This is a genomic window from Amycolatopsis sp. NPDC003865 (assembly GCF_053605345.1).
This window is the reverse complement of record NZ_JBSGJA010000015.1, coordinates 89,787-109,226: the sequence shown is the minus strand read 5'-3', so window position 1 is coordinate 109,226 and position 19,440 is coordinate 89,787. Positions and strand designations below refer to the sequence as shown.

The following is a 19,440-nucleotide window of genomic DNA, read 5'->3' as shown; positions in this document are numbered from 1 at the left end:
GGCAAGAGGTCGACCGGGGAGACCCGGATCTCACTCGTCCGGGTGACGGTGGTCGGCGGTGTCCCGCACCGCCGGCCCGCCGCGTGGCGGCTCCCCGCGCAGCACGCGCCGTTCGTTGTCGCGCACCCGCGGCTCGTAGTGGGTGAAGAAGATCTTGCCGACGAGATCGCGCCGGCTGTGCACGCCGGTCTTCTCGAAGACGTTCTTCAGGTGGTTCTGGACCGTGAGGGGCGAGACCACGAGCGCGGTGGCGATCTCGGCGGTGGACGCGCCGGTGAGCACGAGCTCGACGACGTCGCGTTCGCGCGCCGTCAGCCCGTAGGCGGACATCAGCAACGGGTAGATGCGGGCGGGGTGAGCCGGTTCGATGATGACCGCGACGCGCTTGCGGTTCTCGCCGTCGAGGGGCGCGCCGTGCAGCAGGATCCACGTGCCGTCGGTGGCCAGGACCCGCGCGAACGCCACCGTCGCCGGGCTCGTCCGCCCGCCGTCCCGCAGGGCCTGGCCCGCCACCGCGAAGACCGACGAGGGTAGCCGCCCCGCGTCGAGGTCTCCGTCGGGCAACCGGGCCAGCCACCGCCCGGCGCCCGGGGTCGCCGACGTGATCTGCCAGGACTCGTCGATCACGACGAGCCCGGGGGCGTCCGGGACCTCGGGGTCCGTCGCCTCGCCCAGCGTGATCGCTCTCCGGGCGCCCGCCGCCAGGTGCGGCCCGATCGCCCGGACGAACTCCTTGTCGTCGTCGCCGAACATCGGCGCGCCCGGCTCCCGGTAGAGCCCGAGCGCGCCCCACGCCTCGCCCTGGCGCGTGCGCAGGCGCGCGATCAGCTCCTGGTCCCCGCCCATCGTCATGTTGAACCGCCAGCGCGGGCTGTTCCTCGGATCGCCGCCACTCGCCTCGTGGATGGTCGACAGACCGGCTTCCGAACGCACGACGTCACCGAGCTTGTGGACGTCCTCGCCGTAGTACTCCTGCGCGAAGACCTCGGCGGGCAGCTCGGCGAGGCCCTCGTGGAAGTGGCTGGTGATCAGCAGGGACGCCGGGTCGACGGTGAAGTAGCACGGCGACCAGTAGTGCGGCACGACCGTGGCGATGACGTCCGTGCACGACCGCCAGAACGTCACCAGATCGGTCGGCGTCCCGGCCAGGGCGGCGATCTTGCCGATCGCCCGAACCCTCGCTTCGGCGCGCATCCGGTCAGTGTAAGTCGGCCGCCGCGGGCCGGACATGACCGATTTGTGGCATGGGCAGCCCCCGCCCGGCGGCCTAGCGTCCCGTGGACGACCAAGGTGGGAGGCACCGATGAAACTCGCAGTTTTCGGAGGCGCGGGGCTGGCCGGCGCGCCGACCGTCCGGCTGGCGCTGGAACACGGCCACGACGTCCGCGCCCTGGTCCGAGGCCGGACCACGCCCGGCGTCCTCGACGGGGCGGAGGTGCTCCACGGAGACGCGTTCGACCCGGACGCGGTGGCGGCGACGGTGGCGGGAGCGGACGCGGTCGTTTCGACACTGGGCGGCTACGGGGGCCCGGACAGCATCGACGCGGGCACGCAGAACATCGCGACGGCCATGCGTGAATCCGGAGTGGACCGGCTCGTGGTGCTCCAGGGCTTCCACATCGACTTCCCCGGCGACCCGCACAACCCGGGCCTGCGCCTGGTGGAAGCGTTCCTGGCGCTGCGGTGCCGCCCGTTGCTGGCCCACGGTCAAGCGCTCGGCGAGCTGCTCCGGCGGACCGGCGACCTGTCCTGGACCCTGGTGCGGGTCCCGATGATCGCCGCCGGGCCGGTCTCGGGCCGGGCGCGGCTCGGTACGTTCGCCCTCGGACCGTGGAGTTCCGTGCGGGTGGGTGACATCGCCGCGACCCTCGTCCGGCTGGCCGAGGACGGCAGCCGGATCAGGGAGGCACCGATGCTCTACACACCCCGCGGGCGGCCGCGCGGCTAAACCTTGGCCCGCTTCAACACCCGCAGCCCGAACCCGCGCTGAACCGGCCACGAAACCCCGCCCCGCCGGATCAGCACCACCGCGCACACGACCGCGGCCACCGCCGAAACCGCCCCGCCGATGTAGAACGGAGACCGCCCGCCGAACTCCTGGGCCATCCACCCGACCATCGGGCCGCCGATCGGGTTGCCGCCGATGAGCACCAGCACGTACAGCCCCATCACGCGGCCGCGCATCTCGGGGCTGACCGACGTCTGCACCAGCGCGTTCGCCGTGTTGAGGAACGTCATCGTGGCGAAGCCGAGCGGGATCAGGCCGAGGCCGAACGTCAGGTACGTCGGCATGAACGCCGTGATCAGCTCGAACACGCCCAGGAAGAACGCGGACACCAGCATGAGCCGTACCCGCGGCCTGCCCTTCGTGCCGCGGCGGGCGGACATGATCGCGCCGGTGAACGTGCCCACCGCGACCAGCGTCGAGAGCAACCCGTAGCCGTCGGCCGCGGTGTGGAAGACGTTCGCCGCGACGATCGGGAGGGAGGAGAAGTACGTGATGCCGAACGTGCTGACGAACAGCACCAGCACCATCACCGTCATCAGGTCCGAGCGCCGCCGGACGTAGCGCAGGCCCTCGGCGAGCTGGCCCTTCTCGCGCGGCACCGCCGCGACGCGGAACAGCTTGTCCGGGTTCATCAGGACCAGCCCGGTGATCACCGCGACCGTGCTGAGCGCGTTCGCGATGAACAGCCAGCCGGTGCCGATCCACGTGATCGCGAACCCGGCGATCGCCGGCCCGACGATCCGCGCCATGTTGAAGATCGACGAGTTGAGCGCGACGGCGTTCGCGACCTGGTCACGGCCCACCATCTCGGCGACGAACGACTGCCGCGTCGGCACTTCGAGCGCCGCCGTCACGCCGAGGGTGAAGCACAGGACGTAGACGTGCCACAGCGCGGCGATCCCGGTCAGGTCGAGCACGCCGAGGACGACGGCCTGCGAACACGCCGCGACCTGGATCCAGGTGAGCAGCCGCCGCTTGTCGACGCGGTCGGCGAGGACGCCGGCCCACAGCGAGAGGAACAGCGTTGGGGCGAACTGCAGCGCGACGGCGATGCCGAGGGCGATCGGGTTGTTGCCGCTGAGGGTGAACACCAGCCAGTCCTGGGCGATGCGCTGCATCCAGGTGCCGATGTTCGAGATGACCTGGCCGGTGAAGAACAGCCGGTAGTTGCGGACGCGCAGCGAGGCGAACATGCTGCTTCGCTTGGCAGGAGAGGGTGGCGAAGCGGACGGCGGTGAAGCCGTTTCCCGGGTAGCAGTGGTCTGGATCGAACGCTTCGTTTCGCTACCCGTGGCCGTCACCGTGGTTAGTTCCCCGCCATCCTGTCGATTATTTCGGCGGCTTTGGAGAGCACTTCACGCTCTTCGTCGCCGAGTTCCGCCAATTGCCGGTCCAGCCACGCCTCCCGCACGGAGATGGCCTTCTGCACGTAGGCCAGCCCGCTCTCGGACAACTCGACGATGGCTTGCCTGCCATCGGTCGGGTGCGGGCGCCGCTCGACGAAACGCATCTCCTCGAGCGCGGCGATCACCCTCGTCATCGAGGGCGGCTGGACGCCTTCCTTCGCGGCGAGCTGCCCCGGGGTCAGCGCACCGCACTTGTGCAAGGTGGACAGCGCGGCGACCTGCGTCAGCGTGAGGTCGTCCCCGACGCGCTGTGCCCGCAGCCGGCGGTTGAGCCGGACCACCGCGAGACGCAGACGGCTCGCCAAGGAGCGTTCGTGCGTGTCGCCGGACATATAGTTAGCATACCTTACGAAACTTCGCGCGAACGGGTGATCTCCACCGCAACCCCGGCGAGCCCCACGCGTCCTTTCCTCGGAGCGAACTGGGGGTTCGATGAACAAGAAGCTGGTCGGCACGGCCGTGGTGGGCGCGGCGGTGCTGGCGATCGTGGCGGCGCAGTTCCTGAGCAGCGGTGACGACGCACCGGCGGCCGCGCCGCCACCGTCGCCGACGACCACCGCGCCGGCCATCCAGGTCGCGCACCAGGAGGTCTACCGCTTCCCCGACGCGGCCGGCGGACGCGGCTGGAACTTCGCGATCCCGGTGCCGCCCTGGCCGTCGGACCACGTCGGCGACCACGCCACCTACCTCGACTCGGCCAGCGGCGTCGCCCTCGAGACCGACCGCGTGCCCCTCGAGCAGGAAGACCCGGTGAGCGGGCTGCGGGCCCTCGCGAAGACGAACTACGACCCCGGCTACCGGCTGACCTCGATCGCCGACCACGAGCCGGTCGCGTCGAACGACGCCGGGCAGTGGGACTTCACCTACCAGAAGCAGGGCGCCACCCGGCAGGTCCGGGAGATCGGCGTCGGGACCGGCGACGTCCTGATCACCATCCGCTACGACGCCCCGCAGCCCGTCTTCGAAGCGAACCTGCCCGTCCTCACCCAGGCCCTCCAGGTCGCCGCCGCGGGCTGACTACTTGAACGCCGCCTGGAGCGGCCCGACCGCGAAGTAGGCGACGAAGGCCAGCGCGATCACCCACATGAGCGGGTGGACCTGACGGGCTTTGCCGGTAGCGGCGCGGATCACGACGTAGCTGACGAAGCCGGCGCCGATGCCGTTCGCGATCGAGTACGTGAACGGCATGACGACGATGGTCAGGAACGCCGGCAGCGCGATCGAGTAGTCGGTGAAGTCGATGTCGCGGACCTGCGACATCAGCATCGCGCCGACCACGACCAGCGCCGGCGCGGCCGCCTCGACCGGCACCACCTGGTAGAGCGGGGTCAGGAACATCGCCGCGATGAACAGCACGCCGGTGACGACGTTCGCCAGGCCGGTCCGCGCGCCCTCGGCGATGCCCGACGCCGACTCGACGAACACCGTGTTCGAGCTGGCCGAGCCGAACCCGCCCGCCGCGCCCGCGAGGCCCTCGACGAACAGCGCCTTGCCGACGTTGGGGAGCTGGCCGTCCTTCGGCAGCAGGTCGGCCTCCTTCGCGAGGCCGGTCATGGTGCCCATCGCGTCGAAGAAGTCGGCGAGCACCAGCGTGAACACCAGCAGGCAGACGGTGATGATCGGCAGCCGCGTCCAGGCGCCGAACGAGACGTCGCCGACCAGCGACAGGTTCGGCAGGCCGACGACCTGGTCCGGCAGCGCCGGGTAGCCGAGGTTCCAGCCCTTGGGGTTCGTGCCCTGCGACGGCCCGGCCTTGACGATCGCCTCGACGACGATGGCCAGCACGGTCGACGCCAGCACGCCGATCAGGATCGCGCCCTTGACCTTGCGCACGACCAGGATGCCGGTGACCAGCAGGCCGACGACGAACACCGCGGTCGGCCAGGAGGCGATGGAGCCGTTGATGCCCAGGCCCACCGGGACGGTCGTGTGCGCGGCGTCCGGCAGCCGGCGCACGAACCCGGCGTCGACCAGGCCGATCAGGCAGATGAACACGCCGATGCCGACGGCGATCGCCGACTTCAGCGCGGCCGGCACGGCCCGGAACACCGCGGTCCGGAAGCCGGTGAGCACCAGCAGGACGATGATCACGCCCTCGATGACGACCAGGCCCATCGCCTCGGGCCAGGTCATCTGCGGGGCGATGGTGACCGCGACCAGGCTGTTGATGCCGAGTCCGGTCGCGATGGCGAACGGGTAGTTCGCGACCAGGCCCATGAGGATGGTCATCACGCCGGCGACGAGCGCCGTCACGGCGGCGACCTGCGGCACGGGCAGGATGCCGCCGAGCAGGTCCTTGTGCGCGCCCGCGTCGTCGGCGGAGAAGCTGCCGATGATCAGCGGGTTCAGCACCACGATGTAGGCCATCGTGACGAAGGTGACCAGGCCGCCGCGCAGTTCACGCGGGACGGTCGAACCCCGTTCGGTGATCTTGAAGAACCGGTCCAGTGTGGACGTCCCGGTGCGGGTCGTCTCCTGCTCCGCCATTCGCCTGCCCATTCTGTCGCTGCTGCGGAGTACCCTTCACCACGTGAGTGAACCGATCAATCCACCGGAGGTTACGGGCTCGTTGCGGCACACGCCGGAGCTGCCGAAGAAGCTGACCGACCTGACGCCGGTGGTGATCGTAGGCACCTCGATCTGGGCTGTCGCGCTGGTGGTGCTCTTCTTCACGACTTCGGGGCTGTGGGTGCAGACCGCGCTGTCCGGTTTCGTGCTCGGCTTCATCGGCCTGGCGATCATCGGCTGGCAGCGCGCCGCCGCCCGCCGGGGCTCGAAGTCGGCCCAGCGGCTCTAGTCACGCGAGCAACGTCCGCGGCGACGGGTCGTCGAGCAGCGCCGTGATGAGGTGCCGGTCGGGCCAGCGGTCGGCCGCCCAGGCGAAGGCGCGGGCCAGGCCTTCCGAGGTGTCGGCCGCGTGCAGCCGCCCGTCGGACCACCACTGGACGTCGTGTGCGGCGCCCTGGATCCGCACGGTGAGCGGGTCGTGCACCAGGACGCCACCCTCGGGCAGCCGGACACCGAGCTGATCGGCGACGAGCTTGAGCGCGGGCAGCTCGGCCCAGGGCGCGTACTCGCCTTCGCTGACGACTTCGGCCGGGGTAGTGCTCGCGAGCGGTTCGTCGAGCAAGGAGGAAAGCCGGTCGGGATCGGCGGGCGCGACCACGTACTCGCCGGGTTCCAGCGCACCGGCCACCCACGGGACGTCGAGGATCAGCGCGCGCCCGACGACCGAGCCGTCCGCCGCCCGCAGCCCACCCGGTTCGTGGACCTCGAAACCGGATTCGACGACGGCGTCGTACGCGCGCGCCGCGAGCCCCGGGGTGATCCGCCGCTCCGGGTCGGCGAGGCGGCGCAGCACGTCCTGCGCCTCGTCCACAGTGGACAGGGCCAGTCCGGTCCGCACCCCGGCCGTTTCGAGCAGGTCGTCGCTCAGCCCGAGGTCGGGGACCTCGTCGTAGAGCCCGTCCAGGTCGGCGTCCGGCAACCGCCATTCGTTCGGCGCGAGCCCGCCGAGCACGGCGTACTGCGCGATCCACCAGCGCGCGTGGCCGTGGGGCGTGCGCAGGGCGTGCCAGGTCTCGGGCCGGGCGGCGAGCAGCCGGAGCGCGGCGGGCCAGGCGTCGTCCCCGACGAGATCGAGATCCCGGACGGCGACGAGCGTCGACGGCGGCTCGGGCAGCGAGTCCCACCAGGCTTCCTCGTCCGGCAGGTCGTGATCGGGTTCGTGCGGCTCGTCGTCGACGACGACCGCGAACGAGTCGAGCACGCCGGCGGCCTTGAGCGTTTCGGCGGGCCAGTCCTCGGCGAAGTCCTCGTCGAGGACGTCGAGCGCACCGTCCTCTTCGAAGACTTCTTCGTCGAAGACGTCCAGCAGCGGCGAATCCGGGAGCACCAGCTCGTCGGCGCGTCGCCAGGTGTCGGTGGCGGGCAGGGCGAGGGCACCGACCCACCGAGGGGCGTCGTCCCCGCAGTCGGCGATCAGCCGGAGAACCGCGCCGGCCAGCGTCGTACCGTCCAATCCGGACCGGACGTCTTCGACACTGCGCTCGACGGCGTCACGCAGCTGATCGGCGTTGAGCAGCTCACGGGCATCGGCGTGCTTGGCGCCCAACCGTTCCAGCAGCGGGTGCGACGCGGCGGGGTGCACGAGCCGCAGCCCCGGAATATCCACATCGGACAGAAGTTCGAGCAGCTCGGCCGACCCCTCGACGAGCAGACACCCCCGCGCACCCGGCAACGTCCGGCCGTCGGACAACGGGACCGGCAGGCCGTCCAGCCGTTCGGCCGCGAGCGCGTGGGACTCGACAGCCCTGGCGAGCGCCGCGTAGACGGCACGCCACCAGCCCGGTTCCCGAGCGGTGCCGGTAAGCGTTTCGAGCACTTCTTCGACGCTGATCACCTGCACGGCGACGGCTTTCAGCACACTGGCGGGCGCGGCGCCTTTGATCAGTCCGGGAACGACGTCGGCGATCAGCTCGGGCAGGCCGTCGACGTCGACGTCGAGGACTTTCGCCTGGCGCCCGGCGACGTCCCGACCGTCCTGAGTGGACAGCCAGGCCTCGGTGCTGAGATCGGCGATCACCTCGTCGCGCAGCTGTGCGTCCACAGTGGACTTCGGGAACCCGGGCGCGGGAACGAGCGCGAACCGCTGTTCGGCCGGCAGCAACCGCACCAAGTGCACGTACTCGGCCGCGGCGTGCTTGAGCGCCGCAGTCAGCTCTGCCCCGGGGAGCGCTCGGCGACGCGAGGGTTCGACGGGCACTTGAGCGAGAAGCCTCGCGGGGAGCGAAAGCCCGTCGTCGGTGGGAGTGGGCGCGTGGAGAACGTCGTCTCCGAGAGGCCGCGGGAGACCGTGTTCGTCGACCGGAACGGCCCACACGACATCCCCACGATGAGTCAGCCACCGGACTTCCGTTGCCGGCCCCCGGATTTCGACGACCTCGTCCTGGGCGCATCGAGTCCAAACGCGACCGTCCACATCGGCCTCGGCCAGCCACGGCAAGGCGAGCAGGAGGTCACCGATGTCCTCGGCGAGCTGGTCGAGCAGAGCCTGCCCGTCGACGTCATCCCTGAGCGGAAGGCGAACCTCGGTGTCGAAGCCTTCGGGAACGTCACCCGCGACCGGCCAGGGCAGCCGAAGGACGGGAACTTCGCCGTCGATCCCAGCGGCTGCACGGGTTTTCTCGGCGGAGAAAAGGACACCACCACTGGTCGAGACGACACTGGGAGCGTCGGAAACGGTGCGAACGGCGGCAAAACCAACCCCGAAGCGGCCGACGGTGTCCCCGGTCTTCCCGGAGGCCCGCAGCGAGGCAAGGGAGGCAACACCCCGCGCGTCGAGGGGCGCACCGGTGTTGGCGAACCGCAGCTCCCGGTCCACAAGGGACACGCGGACTTTCCCGGGCGTCCCGTGCGCCATGGCGGCATCGGCGGCGTTCTGGGCAAGCTCGACGAAGAGCCGATCCCGGTAGGCCCCAACGCGAAGATCCCGTTCGACGTTGGTGTCCTCGATCAGCCGGGTGGGCGAATCCTGCCAGGCGCGCAGGGTGGACTCACGGAGCCGCGCGGTGCCGAAGGGATCGGCCCCGGAGGCGTCAGAGATCCCGCTGCTCATCGATCCGAGCCTGAGCTTCGTCGGCAGTGGACGGCTCAGCTTGGGTGGTCGGCCCAGTGGGCTCTCCCGCCGCGACATCGCCCGGCAGCGATCCATCCACCGCGGGCTCGGCGGGCGCCTCGGCCTCGATCGGGCCGGCGACAGCAGGCTCGCCCTGAGCAGCCGATTCACCAGCCTCGGCCGCAGTCGCCTCGACCGGTTCGGCCGCAGCAACGTCGCCCTGCGCCGGCTCGGCCACCGCAGCCCCACCGGACTCCGGCCGGGTTGCTTCAGCCTCGATCGGCTCAGCCGAAGCGGGCACGCCGACCTGAGCCGTGGCCGATTCACCCGCCGGAGAGTCACCGGCCTCCGGCTCGGCAACCTCAGCCTGCACGGGCTCCGCCCCGGCCACCTGGCCAGGCTCGGCAACCGCATCAGCCACCTCGACCGGCGTGGGCTCAGCCTCGGCGATCTGGCCAGGCTCGGCAACCGCATCAGTCACCTCGACCTGCGCGGGCTCAGCCTCAGCCACCTGGCCAGGCTCGGCAACCGCATCGGTCACCTCAGCCTGCGTGGGCTCCGCCTCAGACGGCTCGGGAACATCAGTCTCAACAGGAGCGTCGGCCACGTCCGGCTGCGCAACAGCATCAGCCTGAGCCGGCTCAACCTCCTCCGGCGCGGCAACCTCGGCCGCCCGCGACTCGGCAACAGCATCGGCCGCGGGCGTGGCCTCCGTGACCACTGCCTCCGGCTCGGCAACAGCATCGGCCGCCGCCTCGGTGACCACTGCCTCCGGCTCGGCGATCACATCGGCCGGCGCAGCGGGCTCGGAACTTGCCACCTCGGCCTGCTCCGACTCCGCACCGCCCGTGGCAGGAACCGCGGCGGTCTGCTGCGCCGCGATCGGCTCGGCAGTCTCGGGCTCAGCGGTTGCCGCCTCGGCCTGCTCCGACTCCCCCGATGGCGGCGCCGGGGTGAAGTCCAGCAACGAATCGTCGTAGACCAGCTCCGCCACCGGGACCGATGACGTCACCTCCACCTCGACCTCCGAGTGCGCTCCGCACCCGTACTCCACGTCCACCACGTGGCCGTCCGCCGGGGCGATGTCGTTGCTGCACACCCCGAACACCCCGCGCAGCGATCCCGCCAGCGGTACGAAGAACCCGCACGTCCCGCACACGTCCGGCGCGCTGCGGGCCATGTCCGACCGGGGGCCGAACTCGCCGCCGTGCCAGCGGGCCGCCGCCTCCGTCCGGCCGAAGCGGGACAACACGTGGACGCGGCCCAGGCCCGCCTCCCGCGAGACCTCCTCCACCGCCGGGTCGTCCGACTGCAGGTACGCCGGGGCCAGGCGGGGGTCGTTCTCGTCCGTCGGGAAGATGTCGCCGACTCCGAGGTCGCCCGCGCGCACCCGGCGCTCCCACGGCACCCACGCCGGGGCGATCAGCGCCGACGGGCCCGGCACCAGGACGACCTCGCTGACCGTCACCGGCTCGTCGTCGCCCGCCAGGGCCACCGTCACCGACCAGCGCCAGCCCCGATACCCCGGGACCTGGGCCTCGAACAGGTGACTCGCCGTGACCGCGTCCTCACGCGTGACACCCACGTGGGTGCCGATCTGCTCCTCGGGCGTTTCTTCGAGCACCGCCGCGCGCGCGAACTCCACCGCATCGGCGAGCTTGCGCTGCACGGAACCGTCGTCGAGGGTCAGCAGCAGCGTCATGCGGCCAATTGTGCCGCACGCCTCCCCGGCGCCCGTGCCAGGCTGTTCATCGTGCGCACGCCGATCGTCACCACCCTGCTGGCAGCCGCCGCGCTCGGCGGCTGCGCCGGCGCCCCCGCCCAGGAGACCGCCCCGGAACAGCTCACCGTCGAGGTCGTCTCGACCCTGCCGCACGACCCCGCCGCCTTCACCGAAGGCCTCGAGTTCGCCGGCGACACCCTCTACGAGAGCACCGGCCTCGCCGGGCGGTCGACGCTCACCGCGGGCCCGGCCGGCGGCCCGCCCGCCACGACGGCGACCCTCCCCGCGCCCCTCTTCGGTGAGGGCGTCACCGTCCTCGGGCCGAAGCTCTGGCAGCTCACCTGGCAGGACGGCTTCGCCATCGAACGCGACTCCAAAACCCTCGCCGAGCTGCGCCGCGTCCAGTACGACGGCGAAGGCTGGGGCCTCTGCCACCAAGCCGGCGGGCGGCTCGTCATGAGCAACGGCTCGTCCCGGCTGACCTTCCGCGACCCGGCGACCTTCGCCGTCACCGGGAGCGTCGACGTCGGCCGCGACCAGCTCAACGAGCTCGAATGCGTCGGCGGCGACGTCTACGCAAACGTTTGGCACACCGACACCGTCCTGCGGATCGACGCCGCCACCGGGCACGTCACCGGCACCATCGACGCGGGTCCGCTGCGCGCCCGGGTGAACGCGACCGGCGCCGAAGACGTCCTCAACGGGATAGCGGCCGTCCCGGGCACCGGCGAATACCTGCTCACCGGGAAGCAGTGGCCGGTCACGTTCCGCGTGAGGTTCGTCCCGAAGAACGACTGAAGCACGGATGAGCAGGCGGAACCGACCCCCGGTAAGGCAGGATTGAGACGTGGCACTCTTCGGCTCCCGCTCCGACGGCTCCGGCTCGCAGCCGCGCGGCCGCAAGTCGAAGCGACGCTGGACGCCGGAGCCGGGCGCCGGGCAGGCCAAGCCGTGGCGGGAAGCGGTCGCCCCGCAGCCTACGCGCGTCGAGCACCGCAGCGCGCCGCCGCCCACCCGCGTGGAGCGGCCGGCCCGGCACAACGACGCCCCGCCGCGCGCCCCGTACTACGACGCGAACGAGGCCCCGACCGCCGCCGCGCCGGCCGGGCACCGGCCCCCGCCACCGCCGCCGCGTGGGGCGCGGCCGTACCCGCCGCACGACCCGAACCGCACCGAGCCGGTCCGCCGCGAGCCGCCCGGCTTCTACCAGGGCGACCGCCGTCCCGGCAGCGGTGAGTACGAGCACTACGACACCGGCGGCTACGCGGGCGAGCCCCGTCCACCGGAGCAGGCGCCCCCGCCGCCGCGGGAAGAACCGCGAACGCCGGGCGGCACGCCGAAGCTGCCGAAGAAGATCACCGTCACGCGGGTCGCGGCGATGCGCAGCCGGCAGCTGACCGGCCAGGCCGTCGGCGCCTTCCAGCGCGCGACGAAGGCCGACGGCGCCGAAAAGTCCGGCCTGACGTCCCTGACCTACGCCGTGATGCTGAACTACGCCAGCGACGCGGCGATGGCGATCGCGCTGGCCAACACCCTCTTCTTCGCCGCGACCAGTGGGGAGAGCAAGGGCAAGGTCGCGCTCTACCTGCTCATCACGATCGCGCCGTTCGCGCTGGTCGCGCCGGTGATCGGGCCCGCGCTCGACCGGGTGCAGCGCGGGCGGCGGCTCGCGATGTGCGCGTCTTCGGTCGGCCAGGGGCTGATGGCCGTCGTGATGGCGCTGCACTTCGACGACTGGCTGCTCTACCCCGCCGCGCTCGGGATGATGGTGCTGTCGAAGTCGTTCACCGTGCTCAAGGCCGCCGTGACGCCCCGGGTGCTGCCCTCGGAGATCACGCTTTCCAAGACCAACGCCCGGCTGACGACGTTCGGCCTGGTCGCCGCGGGCGCGTTCGGCGCGCTGGCCAGCGGCGTCAACGCGATCGCCGGCTCGGCGGGCGCGCTGTGGTTCACGGCGCTCATCTGCGTCGCCGCCGCCGTCCAGTCGATGCGGATCCCGGCCTGGGTCGAGGCGACCGAGGGCGAGGTCCCGACATCGCTTTCGGCGCACCCGACGGAGAAGAAGCGCCGCCAGCCGCTGGGGCGCCACATCGTCGTCGCGCTGTGGGGCAACGGCTCGGTGCGCGTCCTCACCGGCTTCCTCATGATGTTCGCCGCGTTCGCGGTCAAGGCCCAGACCGAAGGCAGCGGGCAGACGCCGTTCATGCAGCTGCTGCTGCTCGGCGTGATCGGCGCCGCGGCGGGCGCCGGCGGTTTCCTCGGCAACGCGCTGGGCTCGCGCCTGCACTTCGGCAGCCCCGACCAGGTGATCGTCGGGTGCGTGGCTGGCTGCGTGCTCGCCGCGCTGGTCGCGACGATCCTGCCCGGCCTGGCCACGGCCGCGATCGTCGGCCTGGTCGGCGCGACGGCCAGCGCGCTGGCCAAGATCAGCCTCGACGCCGTCATCCAGGAGGACCTGCCCGAGGAGTCGCGCGCGTCGGCGTTCGGCCGCTCGGAGACCGTGCTGCAGCTGGCCTGGTGCCTCGGCGGCGGCGCGGGCCTGCTGCTGCCGCCGACGTACTGGATCGGCTTCCTGGTGATCACAATCGTGCTGGCCGTCGGCCTCACGCAGACGTACCTGGTGCGCCGTGGCGGTTCGCTCGTGCCGGGCCTCGGCGGCGACCGGCCGCTGCGCCCCGAGCCGACCGGCAGCTTCCCGGCCCAGGGCCTGCCCAGGGACCCGGCGCCCCGCCGGTAGGCTCCGCAACCATGCGACGTTCCCGGGTGGTGGCCCTGCTTGCGGCCGGTGGGTTCGCGGTGGCCGGCTGCTCGGCACCCGGCCCGGCCGAGGTCACGTTCTACGCCGACGGCCACACGATCAACACCACGCCGGTGCTCACGTGCGACTACTCCCAGCAGCTCGCGCAGCCGTGCAGCGCCAAGGGCGACACGCGCACGCTGAAGGTCCGCCCGGGCAAGCCCGTGCAGATCTCCGTGCCCGGCGAGGTCGCCGAGGCGCCGTGGCAGATCGTCTACGAGTACGTCACCCCGCAGGGCGAGTACAAGCAGAGCGACCCCATCCCGTTCACGTCGCTGGACCGCTACGCCTACACCGTGACGCCGCCGACGCCCGCCGACCGCATTTCCGCGGTGGACGTGCAGAAGTACACCGCCGTGCTGAACTCGAGCACCGGCGAGTCCGGGCTGCTGCCCAGCGACGTGTGGGGTCTGCGGCTCGAAGCCTGAGGTTTAGGGATCGAGGTCCCGGGCCACCGCGCGCATGATCTCGGCGATCTGCTTGGTGTGCTTGCGGTCCGGGTAGCGGTTGCGCCGCAGGTCCGGCTGCACCTTCAGCTCGAGGAGCTTGATCATGTCCTCGATCAGGCCGTGCAGCTCCTCCGCGGGGCGGCGGCGCGCCTCGGCGACGGACGGCGGCGGGTCGAGCAGCCGGACGGAGAGCGCCTGCGGCCCACGACGGCCGTCGGCGACGCCGAACTCGAGCCGCTGCCCGGCTTTGAGCCCCTCGACGCCCTGCGGCAGCGCGGCCTTGCGAATGTAGACGTCGGCGCCACCGTCCTGCGTGACGAACCCGAACCCCTTCTCCGCGTCGTACCACTTGACCTTGCCGGTCGGCACTTCCCTCACCAATCCTTCTGCTGTCCCGCTCACGACGAACGCGCCCGGGGGCGTACCCAGGGCGCGCTGGGTAAAGGGTATCTCGCCACATGCCCTGGGGAGAAGTCGATACCGCCGGATACCCTCTGCTCCATGAGTAAGGCGACGAAGGAGGCCGCCGTGGCCGCCACCGGCAAACCGTTCCTCATGCGCGTCGGCATCGGCTTGTTCGGCCTCGGCATGCTCGCCGTGCTGACGGTGTTCATCATGTTCGCCGCCGGCCTGGAGAACCTGCCGATCTGGCTGTCCGTCGCCGCCGGTGTCATCACCCCGCTCGGGCTGCTGCTGGGCCTGATCGCCCTGGTCCGCGAGGCTCGCGCAAAGAACTGAGGGCCTTCTCGAACCACTCCGGGAACTCCGCCAGCGAGCCGAACACCACCTCCGCTCCTTCGCTCAGCAGGAGCGTGCGGTCACACGGCCCGGTGGTGACGCCGACCGCGATCGCGTTGGCCGCCAGCGCGCCCCGGATGTCGCCCGCGTGATCTCCGACATACACGCGCGCGTCGTGCGCCAGGAGCGCCTCGGCCTTGGCCGTCGACCACAGCTCGCCGACGACCTCGTCGACCTCCAGCCCGAGCGCGTCGACGTGCAGCTGCGCGTTGGGCCCGTACTTCCCGGTGACGACCAGCGTGCGCCCGCCGGCCTTCCGGACCGCCCGCAGCGACTCGACCGCGCCCGGCAGCGCGACGGTGCTCGGCACGACCACTTCGGGGTACATCGCGCGGAACCGGTCGACGAGCCCCGGGATGCGCTCCTCGGGCGCTTCGAAGCCGCGCAGGATGTCGTCGAGCGGCGGGCCGAGGTTGGCCGCGAATGCCTCGCCGTCCAGCGGCAGGCCGGATTCGGCGCCGAGCGCGTTCATCGCCGCGGCCATGCCCGGCCGCGCGTCGATCAGTGTCATGTCGAGGTCGAACCCCACCGTGATGCCCACGCTCCACACGGTACTGCCGATCACCGACAGTTTTACACGTAAGCCGATCATGTACAGCGTCTTGACAGCAGAGCAATCCATGTCAAGGTGAAGGTGTGACCAGCTTCACTGACCGGACGAAGGCGTCCCTGCGGGAAGCGCTCCTCGACGCCGCGGCCGACCTGCTGCCGGACCGCGGGCACGCGGGCCTGCGGATGGCCGACGTCGCGGCGAAAGCCGGGGTGAGCAGGCAGACCGTCTACAACGAGTTCGGCAACAAGGCGGCGCTGACCCAGGCGGTGGCGCTGCGCACCGCGGCGGAGTTCCTCGACGGGATCCGGCAGCGGTTCGAAACGGCGGACGGGCTGCTCGCGGGCATCCACCACGCCGTCGTCTACACGATCGAGCACGCCCGGGAGAACCGCCTGGTCGCGGCGGCGCTCGGCACCGAAGCGGGCGAGGACCTCCTGCCGCTGCTCACGAGCCGCGGCGAGCCGATCCTGACCGCGGCCGCGGACCTCGCCGCCGAGCAGTACCAGGAATTCGAACCGGGACTCTCGGCCGAAGCCGCCGCCCTGCTCGCGGAGACCGTCGTGCGGCTTTCCCTGTCGCACCTGGTGCTCCCGACGCACTCGGCGACGGAGGCGGCCGACGCCGTCACCGCCGTGCTGGCCCCCGCCATCCGCCAATTCGTCCACAATGGAGTGAAACGATGACCGACACGCTGTCCGAGCTGCGGACCGGCTTTTCCTCGCTGCGCAAGGGCGGGCTGAACTGGGACTCGTTCCCGCTGCGCCTGTTCGTCAAGGGCAACAAGAAGTTCTGGAACCCGGCCGACATCGACTTCAGCCGCGAGCGCGAGGGCTGGGACACGCTGAACGACGAGCAGAAGCGTTCGACGACCTACCTCGTCGCGCAGTTCATCGCCGGCGAAGAGGCCGTCACCGAGGACATCCAGCCGTTCATGCGGGCGATGTCGGCGACCGGCCGCTTCGGCGACGAGATGTACCTGACGCAGTTCTGCTTCGAGGAAGCCAAGCACACGGAAGTGTTCCGGCGCTGGATGGACGCGGTCGGGCTGACCGCGGACCTCCACCCGTACGTCGCCGAGAACCCGCACTACCGCAAGCTGTTCTACGAAGAACTACCGCAGTCGCTGCGGGCGCTGGAGGACGATCCCAGCCCGCTGAACCAGATCCGCGCGAGCGTGACGTACAACCACGTGATCGAGGGCAGCCTCGCGCTGACGGGGTACTACTCGTGGCAGTTGATCTGCACCCAGCACGACATCCTGCCGGGCATGCAGGAACTGGTCCGCCGCATCGGCGACGACGAGCGCCGCCACATGGCGTGGGGCACGTTCACGTGCCGCCGCCACGTCGCGGCGGACGACTCGCTGTGGGACGCGGTCCAGCAGCGGATGGGCGAGCTGCTGCCGCACGCGCTCAACATGATCCAGTGGGTGCAGGACCAGTTCGAGGAACTGCCGTTCGACAACGACCCGCAGGAGATCATCCAGTACGCGGCCGACCGGGCGCAGCGCCGCCTGGGCGCGATCGAGTCGGCGCGCGGGATGCCGGTGGAGCAGATCGACCTGGACTACTCGCCGGAGCACCTGGAGGAGACGTTCGGCGAGGAGGACGCGAAGGCGATCGCGGAAGCGGCCGCGGCGGCTTCCTGAGGCGCGTGCCACGAGGGGCACCTTCACGGATTCGAAGGTGCCCCCCGTGGGATCGATCAGAGACCGATCGCGCCGAGGGTGCCGCTCAGGACACCCCGGTCGTGACCACCGTCGGTGTTCGAGTGGGTGTCACTCGAACCGGCGCCGTCTTGGCCCGCCCAGCCGGTGTGCTGCCGGTACTGCGAGCCGCCGTCACGGTCGGTGTTCGCCGACGTGTCCTGCGAGGCGACGCCGTCCCTGGACGCGGTGCCCGCGTGCTGGCGGTACTGGCTGTCGCCGTCCCGCCCGGCCTTCGCGGCGGTGTCGCTGGTCGCGGCGCCGTCCGGGCCCGCGGCCGTGGAGTTCTCGTGGAACGTGCTCGTGCCGTGGTGGGTGCCGGCCTGCACGGAGTGCGTCGCGGCGCCGTCCGGGCCGGCCTGGACCTCAGTGCTGCCGAAGCTGTCCGCCGAAGCGATTCCGGCGGCGCCGAGCGTGAGCGGCAGAGCCAAGGCTCCAGCGGCCATGGTGCGGCGGATCGTACGCATGAAACATCCCCTTTTCGTTGACGGATACGGGGTTTCGGTCCGGGACGCTCTCACCGTCCCGGACCCCGGTTGCCCGCCGGGGAACTGATCATGCGTACCGATCGCGGTGTTCCAGGCCACCGCTCCGGTGACCAAACCGGAGCGGGCAGGCCACCGAACGCGCTCACGCGTGCTTCGTCGACGCCGCCTTTTCCAGGCCCAGCAGGCTGATCGACTTCTCGCGCATCTCGACCTTGCGGACCTTGCCCGTCACCGTCATCGGGAACTCCTCGACGACGTGCACGTACCGCGGGACCTTGTAGCGCGCCAGCTTGCCTTCGCAGAACTCGCGCACCTTCTCCGCCGTCAACGGCTCCGCGCCTTCGCGCATCCGGACCCAGGCCATCAGCTCTTCGCCGTACTTCTCGTCCGGGACGCCGATGACCTGCGCGTCGAGGATGTCCGGGTGCGTGTAGAGGAACTCCTCGATCTCGCGCGGGTAGAGGTTCTCACCGCCGCGGATGACCATGTCCTTGATGCGGCCGGTGATGTTGAGGTAGCCGTCGCCGTCCATGACCGCCAGGTCGCCCGTGTGCATCCAGCGCGCCTTGTCGATCGCTTCCGCCGTCTTGTCCGGCTGCTCCCAGTACCCGAGCATCACGGAGTAGCCGCGCGTGCACAGCTCGCCCGGCTCGCCGCGCGGGACCGTCAGCCCGGTCTCCGGGTCGACGACCTTGACCTCCAGGTGCGGCCCGACCCGCCCGACCGTTGACACGCGGCGCTCGATCGAGTCGTCCGCGCGGGTCTGCGTCGACACCGGCGACGTCTCGGTCATGCCGTAGCAGATCGACACCTCGCCCATGCCCATCCGGTCGATGACCTGCTTCATCACCTCGACCGGGCACGGCGAGCCCGCCATGATCCCGGTCCGCAGCGACGACAGGTCGAAGCTCGCGAAGTCCGGGTGGTTCAGCTCGGCGATGAACATCGTCGGCACGCCGTAGAGCGACGTGCACTGCTCGGCCGACACCGCTTCCAGCGTCGCTTTCGGGTCGAACGCCGGCGCCGGGATCACCATGCACGAGCCGTGGCTGGTGCACGCCAGGTTGCCCATCACCATGCCGAAGCAGTGGTAGAAGGGCACCGGGATGCACACCTTGTCGAACTCCGTGTAGCCGCAGAGCTCGCCGACGAAGTAGCCGTTGTTCAGGATGTTGTGGTGGGACAGCGTGGCGCCCTTGGGGAAGCCGGTGGTCCCGGAGGTGTACTGGATGTTGATCGGGTCGTCGGCCGAGAGGGCGGCCTGCTTTTCGACGAGCGTCGCCGGATCGCCCTGCCAGCCCGCGTCCATCAGCGCCTGCCAGCTCTCTTCGCCCAGGATGACGACGTGTTCGAGCGCGGCGCACTTCTCGCGCACCTCCTCGACCATCGCCGGGTAGTCGGAGGTCTTGAACTTGTCCGACGCGACCACCAGCCGGATGCCGGCCTGGTTGAGCACGTACTCCAGCTCGTGCGACCGGTAGGCCGGGTTGATGTTGACCAGGATCGCGCCGATCTTGGCCGTCGCGTACTGCAGGAACGTCCACTCGGCGCGGTTCGGCGACCAGATCCCGACCCGGTCGCCCTTGCCGATGCCCTGCGCGACCAGGCCCAGGGCGAGGGCGTTCACCTCGGCGGCCAGCTCGCGGTAGGTCCACCGGCGGCCGGCGGTCCGGTCGACGAGGGCGTCCCGGTCCCCGAACGCGGCCACCGTCCGGTCGAAGTTGTCCCCGATGGTGTCCCCGAGCAGCGGGACCTCGGAGGTTCCCGAGGCGTAGCTCGGCAGGGCGGGCGCGTCAGGCATGGTGCCTCCCAGTGACGTCTTCGTCGGGCGACCCGAGTCTAGGAACCCGGTACCGGATCAGCCAGCTCGGTGACAGGATCCACCTGGGAAAAGGG

At 71.0% G+C, this 19,440-nt stretch carries 19 protein-coding genes; 9 read left to right on the top strand and 10 right to left on the bottom strand.

Annotated elements, in window-relative coordinates; all coding sequences use genetic code 11:
• Nucleotides 1-30 precede the first annotated feature (30 nt).
• Nucleotides 31-1,194, bottom strand: a complete 1,164-nt coding sequence (locus tag ACWEVP_RS31495) for a helix-turn-helix transcriptional regulator (protein WP_452066182.1) — start codon at nucleotides 1,192-1,194, stop codon at nucleotides 31-33.
• A 109-nt stretch (nucleotides 1,195-1,303) separates the two neighbouring features.
• Here ACWEVP_RS31495 and ACWEVP_RS31490 point away from each other — a divergent pair, with 109 nt between their 5' ends.
• Complete coding sequence (locus ACWEVP_RS31490) at nucleotides 1,304-1,948, top strand: NAD(P)-dependent oxidoreductase (protein WP_452066181.1); 645 nt, start codon at nucleotides 1,304-1,306, stop codon at nucleotides 1,946-1,948.
• On the opposite strand, the gene ACWEVP_RS31485 is transcribed toward ACWEVP_RS31490, so the two are convergent.
• Entirely contained in the window at nucleotides 1,945-3,201 is a 1,257-nt protein-coding gene (locus ACWEVP_RS31485) for an MFS transporter (RefSeq protein ID WP_452066180.1), read from the bottom strand. The two genes, ACWEVP_RS31490 and ACWEVP_RS31485, sit on opposite strands and share 4 nt — an antisense overlap.
• A gap of 113 nt (nucleotides 3,202-3,314) precedes the next feature.
• Complete coding sequence (locus ACWEVP_RS31480; protein ID WP_160701219.1) at nucleotides 3,315-3,746, bottom strand: MarR family winged helix-turn-helix transcriptional regulator; 432 nt, start codon at nucleotides 3,744-3,746, stop codon at nucleotides 3,315-3,317.
• 100 nt (nucleotides 3,747-3,846) lie between these two features.
• On the opposite strand from ACWEVP_RS31480, the gene ACWEVP_RS31475 reads away from it, so the two are divergent.
• Complete coding sequence (locus ACWEVP_RS31475) at nucleotides 3,847-4,431, top strand: hypothetical protein (protein WP_452066179.1); 585 nt, start codon at nucleotides 3,847-3,849, stop codon at nucleotides 4,429-4,431.
• On the opposite strand, the gene ACWEVP_RS31470 is transcribed toward ACWEVP_RS31475, so the two are convergent.
• Nucleotides 4,432-5,901 (bottom strand): NCS2 family permease, encoded by a 1,470-nt coding sequence (locus ACWEVP_RS31470; protein ID WP_452066338.1) that lies wholly within the window; start codon nucleotides 5,899-5,901, stop codon nucleotides 4,432-4,434. It lies immediately after the preceding gene.
• A gap of 82 nt (nucleotides 5,902-5,983) precedes the next feature.
• Between ACWEVP_RS31470 and ACWEVP_RS31465 the strand changes: the two genes are divergently transcribed.
• The gene (locus ACWEVP_RS31465) at nucleotides 5,984-6,211 is read left to right on the top strand and encodes a DUF2530 domain-containing protein (protein WP_436385406.1); all 228 of its coding nucleotides are present in this window, start codon (nucleotides 5,984-5,986) and stop codon (nucleotides 6,209-6,211) included.
• Here ACWEVP_RS31465 and ACWEVP_RS31460 read toward each other — a convergent pair whose 3' ends face one another.
• The gene (locus ACWEVP_RS31460) at nucleotides 6,212-9,031 is read right to left on the bottom strand and encodes a sacsin N-terminal ATP-binding-like domain-containing protein (protein WP_452066178.1); all 2,820 of its coding nucleotides are present in this window, start codon (nucleotides 9,029-9,031) and stop codon (nucleotides 6,212-6,214) included.
• Entirely contained in the window at nucleotides 9,012-10,733 is a 1,722-nt protein-coding gene (locus ACWEVP_RS31455; protein ID WP_452066177.1) for a DUF3027 domain-containing protein, read from the bottom strand. Before ACWEVP_RS31455 ends, ACWEVP_RS31460 begins: the two co-directional genes overlap by 20 nt.
• Nucleotides 10,734-10,784: 51 nt before the next feature.
• On the opposite strand from ACWEVP_RS31455, the gene ACWEVP_RS31450 reads away from it, so the two are divergent.
• From ACWEVP_RS31450 to ACWEVP_RS31440, 3 genes are read left to right on the top strand one after another with little or no spacing between them, the layout of a single operon-like run.
• The gene (locus ACWEVP_RS31450; protein WP_452066176.1) at nucleotides 10,785-11,552 is read left to right on the top strand and encodes a glutaminyl-peptide cyclotransferase; all 768 of its coding nucleotides are present in this window, start codon (nucleotides 10,785-10,787) and stop codon (nucleotides 11,550-11,552) included.
• 49 nt (nucleotides 11,553-11,601) lie between these two features.
• Nucleotides 11,602-13,491: an MFS transporter gene (locus ACWEVP_RS31445; protein ID WP_452066175.1), complete on the top strand. Its 1,890-nt coding sequence runs from the start codon at nucleotides 11,602-11,604 to the stop codon at nucleotides 13,489-13,491.
• Nucleotides 13,492-13,502: 11 nt separating this feature from the next.
• Nucleotides 13,503-13,979, top strand: a complete 477-nt coding sequence (locus ACWEVP_RS31440) for a DUF2771 family protein (protein WP_400867944.1) — start codon at nucleotides 13,503-13,505, stop codon at nucleotides 13,977-13,979.
• 3 nt (nucleotides 13,980-13,982) lie between these two features.
• On the opposite strand, the gene ACWEVP_RS31435 is transcribed toward ACWEVP_RS31440, so the two are convergent.
• Nucleotides 13,983-14,369 (bottom strand): cold-shock protein, encoded by a 387-nt coding sequence (locus ACWEVP_RS31435; protein ID WP_007033367.1) that lies wholly within the window; start codon nucleotides 14,367-14,369, stop codon nucleotides 13,983-13,985.
• Between the two features lie 132 nt (nucleotides 14,370-14,501).
• Here ACWEVP_RS31435 and ACWEVP_RS31430 point away from each other — a divergent pair, with 132 nt between their 5' ends.
• Nucleotides 14,502-14,738 carry a hypothetical protein gene (locus ACWEVP_RS31430; RefSeq protein WP_452066174.1) on the top strand — a complete coding sequence of 79 codons (237 nt, stop codon included), beginning with the start codon at nucleotides 14,502-14,504 and terminating at the stop codon, nucleotides 14,736-14,738.
• Here ACWEVP_RS31430 and ACWEVP_RS31425 read toward each other — a convergent pair.
• Nucleotides 14,674-15,339: an HAD family hydrolase gene (locus tag ACWEVP_RS31425; protein ID WP_452066173.1), complete on the bottom strand. Its 666-nt coding sequence runs from the start codon at nucleotides 15,337-15,339 to the stop codon at nucleotides 14,674-14,676. The two genes, ACWEVP_RS31430 and ACWEVP_RS31425, sit on opposite strands and share 65 nt — an antisense overlap.
• 95 nt (nucleotides 15,340-15,434) lie before the next feature.
• On the opposite strand from ACWEVP_RS31425, the gene ACWEVP_RS31420 reads away from it, so the two are divergent.
• Together ACWEVP_RS31420 and ACWEVP_RS31415 are read left to right on the top strand one after the other, a co-directional pair.
• Nucleotides 15,435-16,034, top strand: a complete 600-nt coding sequence (locus tag ACWEVP_RS31420; RefSeq protein WP_452066172.1) for a TetR family transcriptional regulator — start codon at nucleotides 15,435-15,437, stop codon at nucleotides 16,032-16,034.
• Nucleotides 16,031-16,999, top strand: a complete 969-nt coding sequence (locus ACWEVP_RS31415) for a R2-like ligand-binding oxidase (RefSeq protein ID WP_452066171.1) — start codon at nucleotides 16,031-16,033, stop codon at nucleotides 16,997-16,999. The genes ACWEVP_RS31420 and ACWEVP_RS31415 overlap by 4 nt, the downstream gene beginning before the upstream one ends.
• Nucleotides 17,000-17,055: 56 nt before the next feature.
• Here the strand turns inward: ACWEVP_RS31415 and ACWEVP_RS31410 are convergent, their stop codons facing one another.
• Together ACWEVP_RS31410 and ACWEVP_RS31405 are read right to left on the bottom strand one after the other, a co-directional pair.
• Nucleotides 17,056-17,523 carry a hypothetical protein gene (locus ACWEVP_RS31410; RefSeq protein ID WP_452066170.1) on the bottom strand — a complete coding sequence of 156 codons (468 nt, stop codon included), beginning with the start codon at nucleotides 17,521-17,523 and terminating at the stop codon, nucleotides 17,056-17,058.
• A 163-nt stretch (nucleotides 17,524-17,686) separates the two neighbouring features.
• Complete coding sequence (locus ACWEVP_RS31405) at nucleotides 17,687-19,345, bottom strand: AMP-binding protein (RefSeq protein WP_452066169.1); 1,659 nt, start codon at nucleotides 19,343-19,345, stop codon at nucleotides 17,687-17,689.
• Between the last annotated feature and the right edge of the window lie 95 nt (nucleotides 19,346-19,440).

Bases quoted from the DNA above. Each gene is read 5' to 3' on its own strand.
- ACWEVP_RS31495 (WP_452066182.1), bottom strand. From the start codon at position 1,194: ATGCGCGCCGAAGCGAGGGTTCGGGCGATCGGCAAGATCGCCGCCCTG.
- ACWEVP_RS31490 (WP_452066181.1), top strand. From the start codon at position 1,304: ATGAAACTCGCAGTTTTCGGAGGCGCGGGGCTGGCCGGCGCGCCGACC.
- ACWEVP_RS31485 (WP_452066180.1), bottom strand. From the start codon at position 3,201: ATGTTCGCCTCGCTGCGCGTCCGCAACTACCGGCTGTTCTTCACCGGC.
- ACWEVP_RS31480 (WP_160701219.1), bottom strand. From the start codon at position 3,746: ATGTCCGGCGACACGCACGAACGCTCCTTGGCGAGCCGTCTGCGTCTC.
- ACWEVP_RS31475 (WP_452066179.1), top strand. From the start codon at position 3,847: ATGAACAAGAAGCTGGTCGGCACGGCCGTGGTGGGCGCGGCGGTGCTG.
- ACWEVP_RS31470 (WP_452066338.1), bottom strand. From the start codon at position 5,901: ATGGCGGAGCAGGAGACGACCCGCACCGGGACGTCCACACTGGACCGG.
- ACWEVP_RS31460 (WP_452066178.1), bottom strand. From the start codon at position 9,031: ATGAGCAGCGGGATCTCTGACGCCTCCGGGGCCGATCCCTTCGGCACC.
- ACWEVP_RS31455 (WP_452066177.1), bottom strand. From the start codon at position 10,733: ATGACGCTGCTGCTGACCCTCGACGACGGTTCCGTGCAGCGCAAGCTC.
- ACWEVP_RS31440 (WP_400867944.1), top strand. From the start codon at position 13,503: ATGCGACGTTCCCGGGTGGTGGCCCTGCTTGCGGCCGGTGGGTTCGCG.
- ACWEVP_RS31430 (WP_452066174.1), top strand. From the start codon at position 14,502: ATGAGTAAGGCGACGAAGGAGGCCGCCGTGGCCGCCACCGGCAAACCG.
- ACWEVP_RS31415 (WP_452066171.1), top strand. From the start codon at position 16,031: ATGACCGACACGCTGTCCGAGCTGCGGACCGGCTTTTCCTCGCTGCGC.
- ACWEVP_RS31410 (WP_452066170.1), bottom strand. From the start codon at position 17,523: ATGCGTACGATCCGCCGCACCATGGCCGCTGGAGCCTTGGCTCTGCCG.
- ACWEVP_RS31405 (WP_452066169.1), bottom strand. From the start codon at position 19,345: ATGCCTGACGCGCCCGCCCTGCCGAGCTACGCCTCGGGAACCTCCGAG.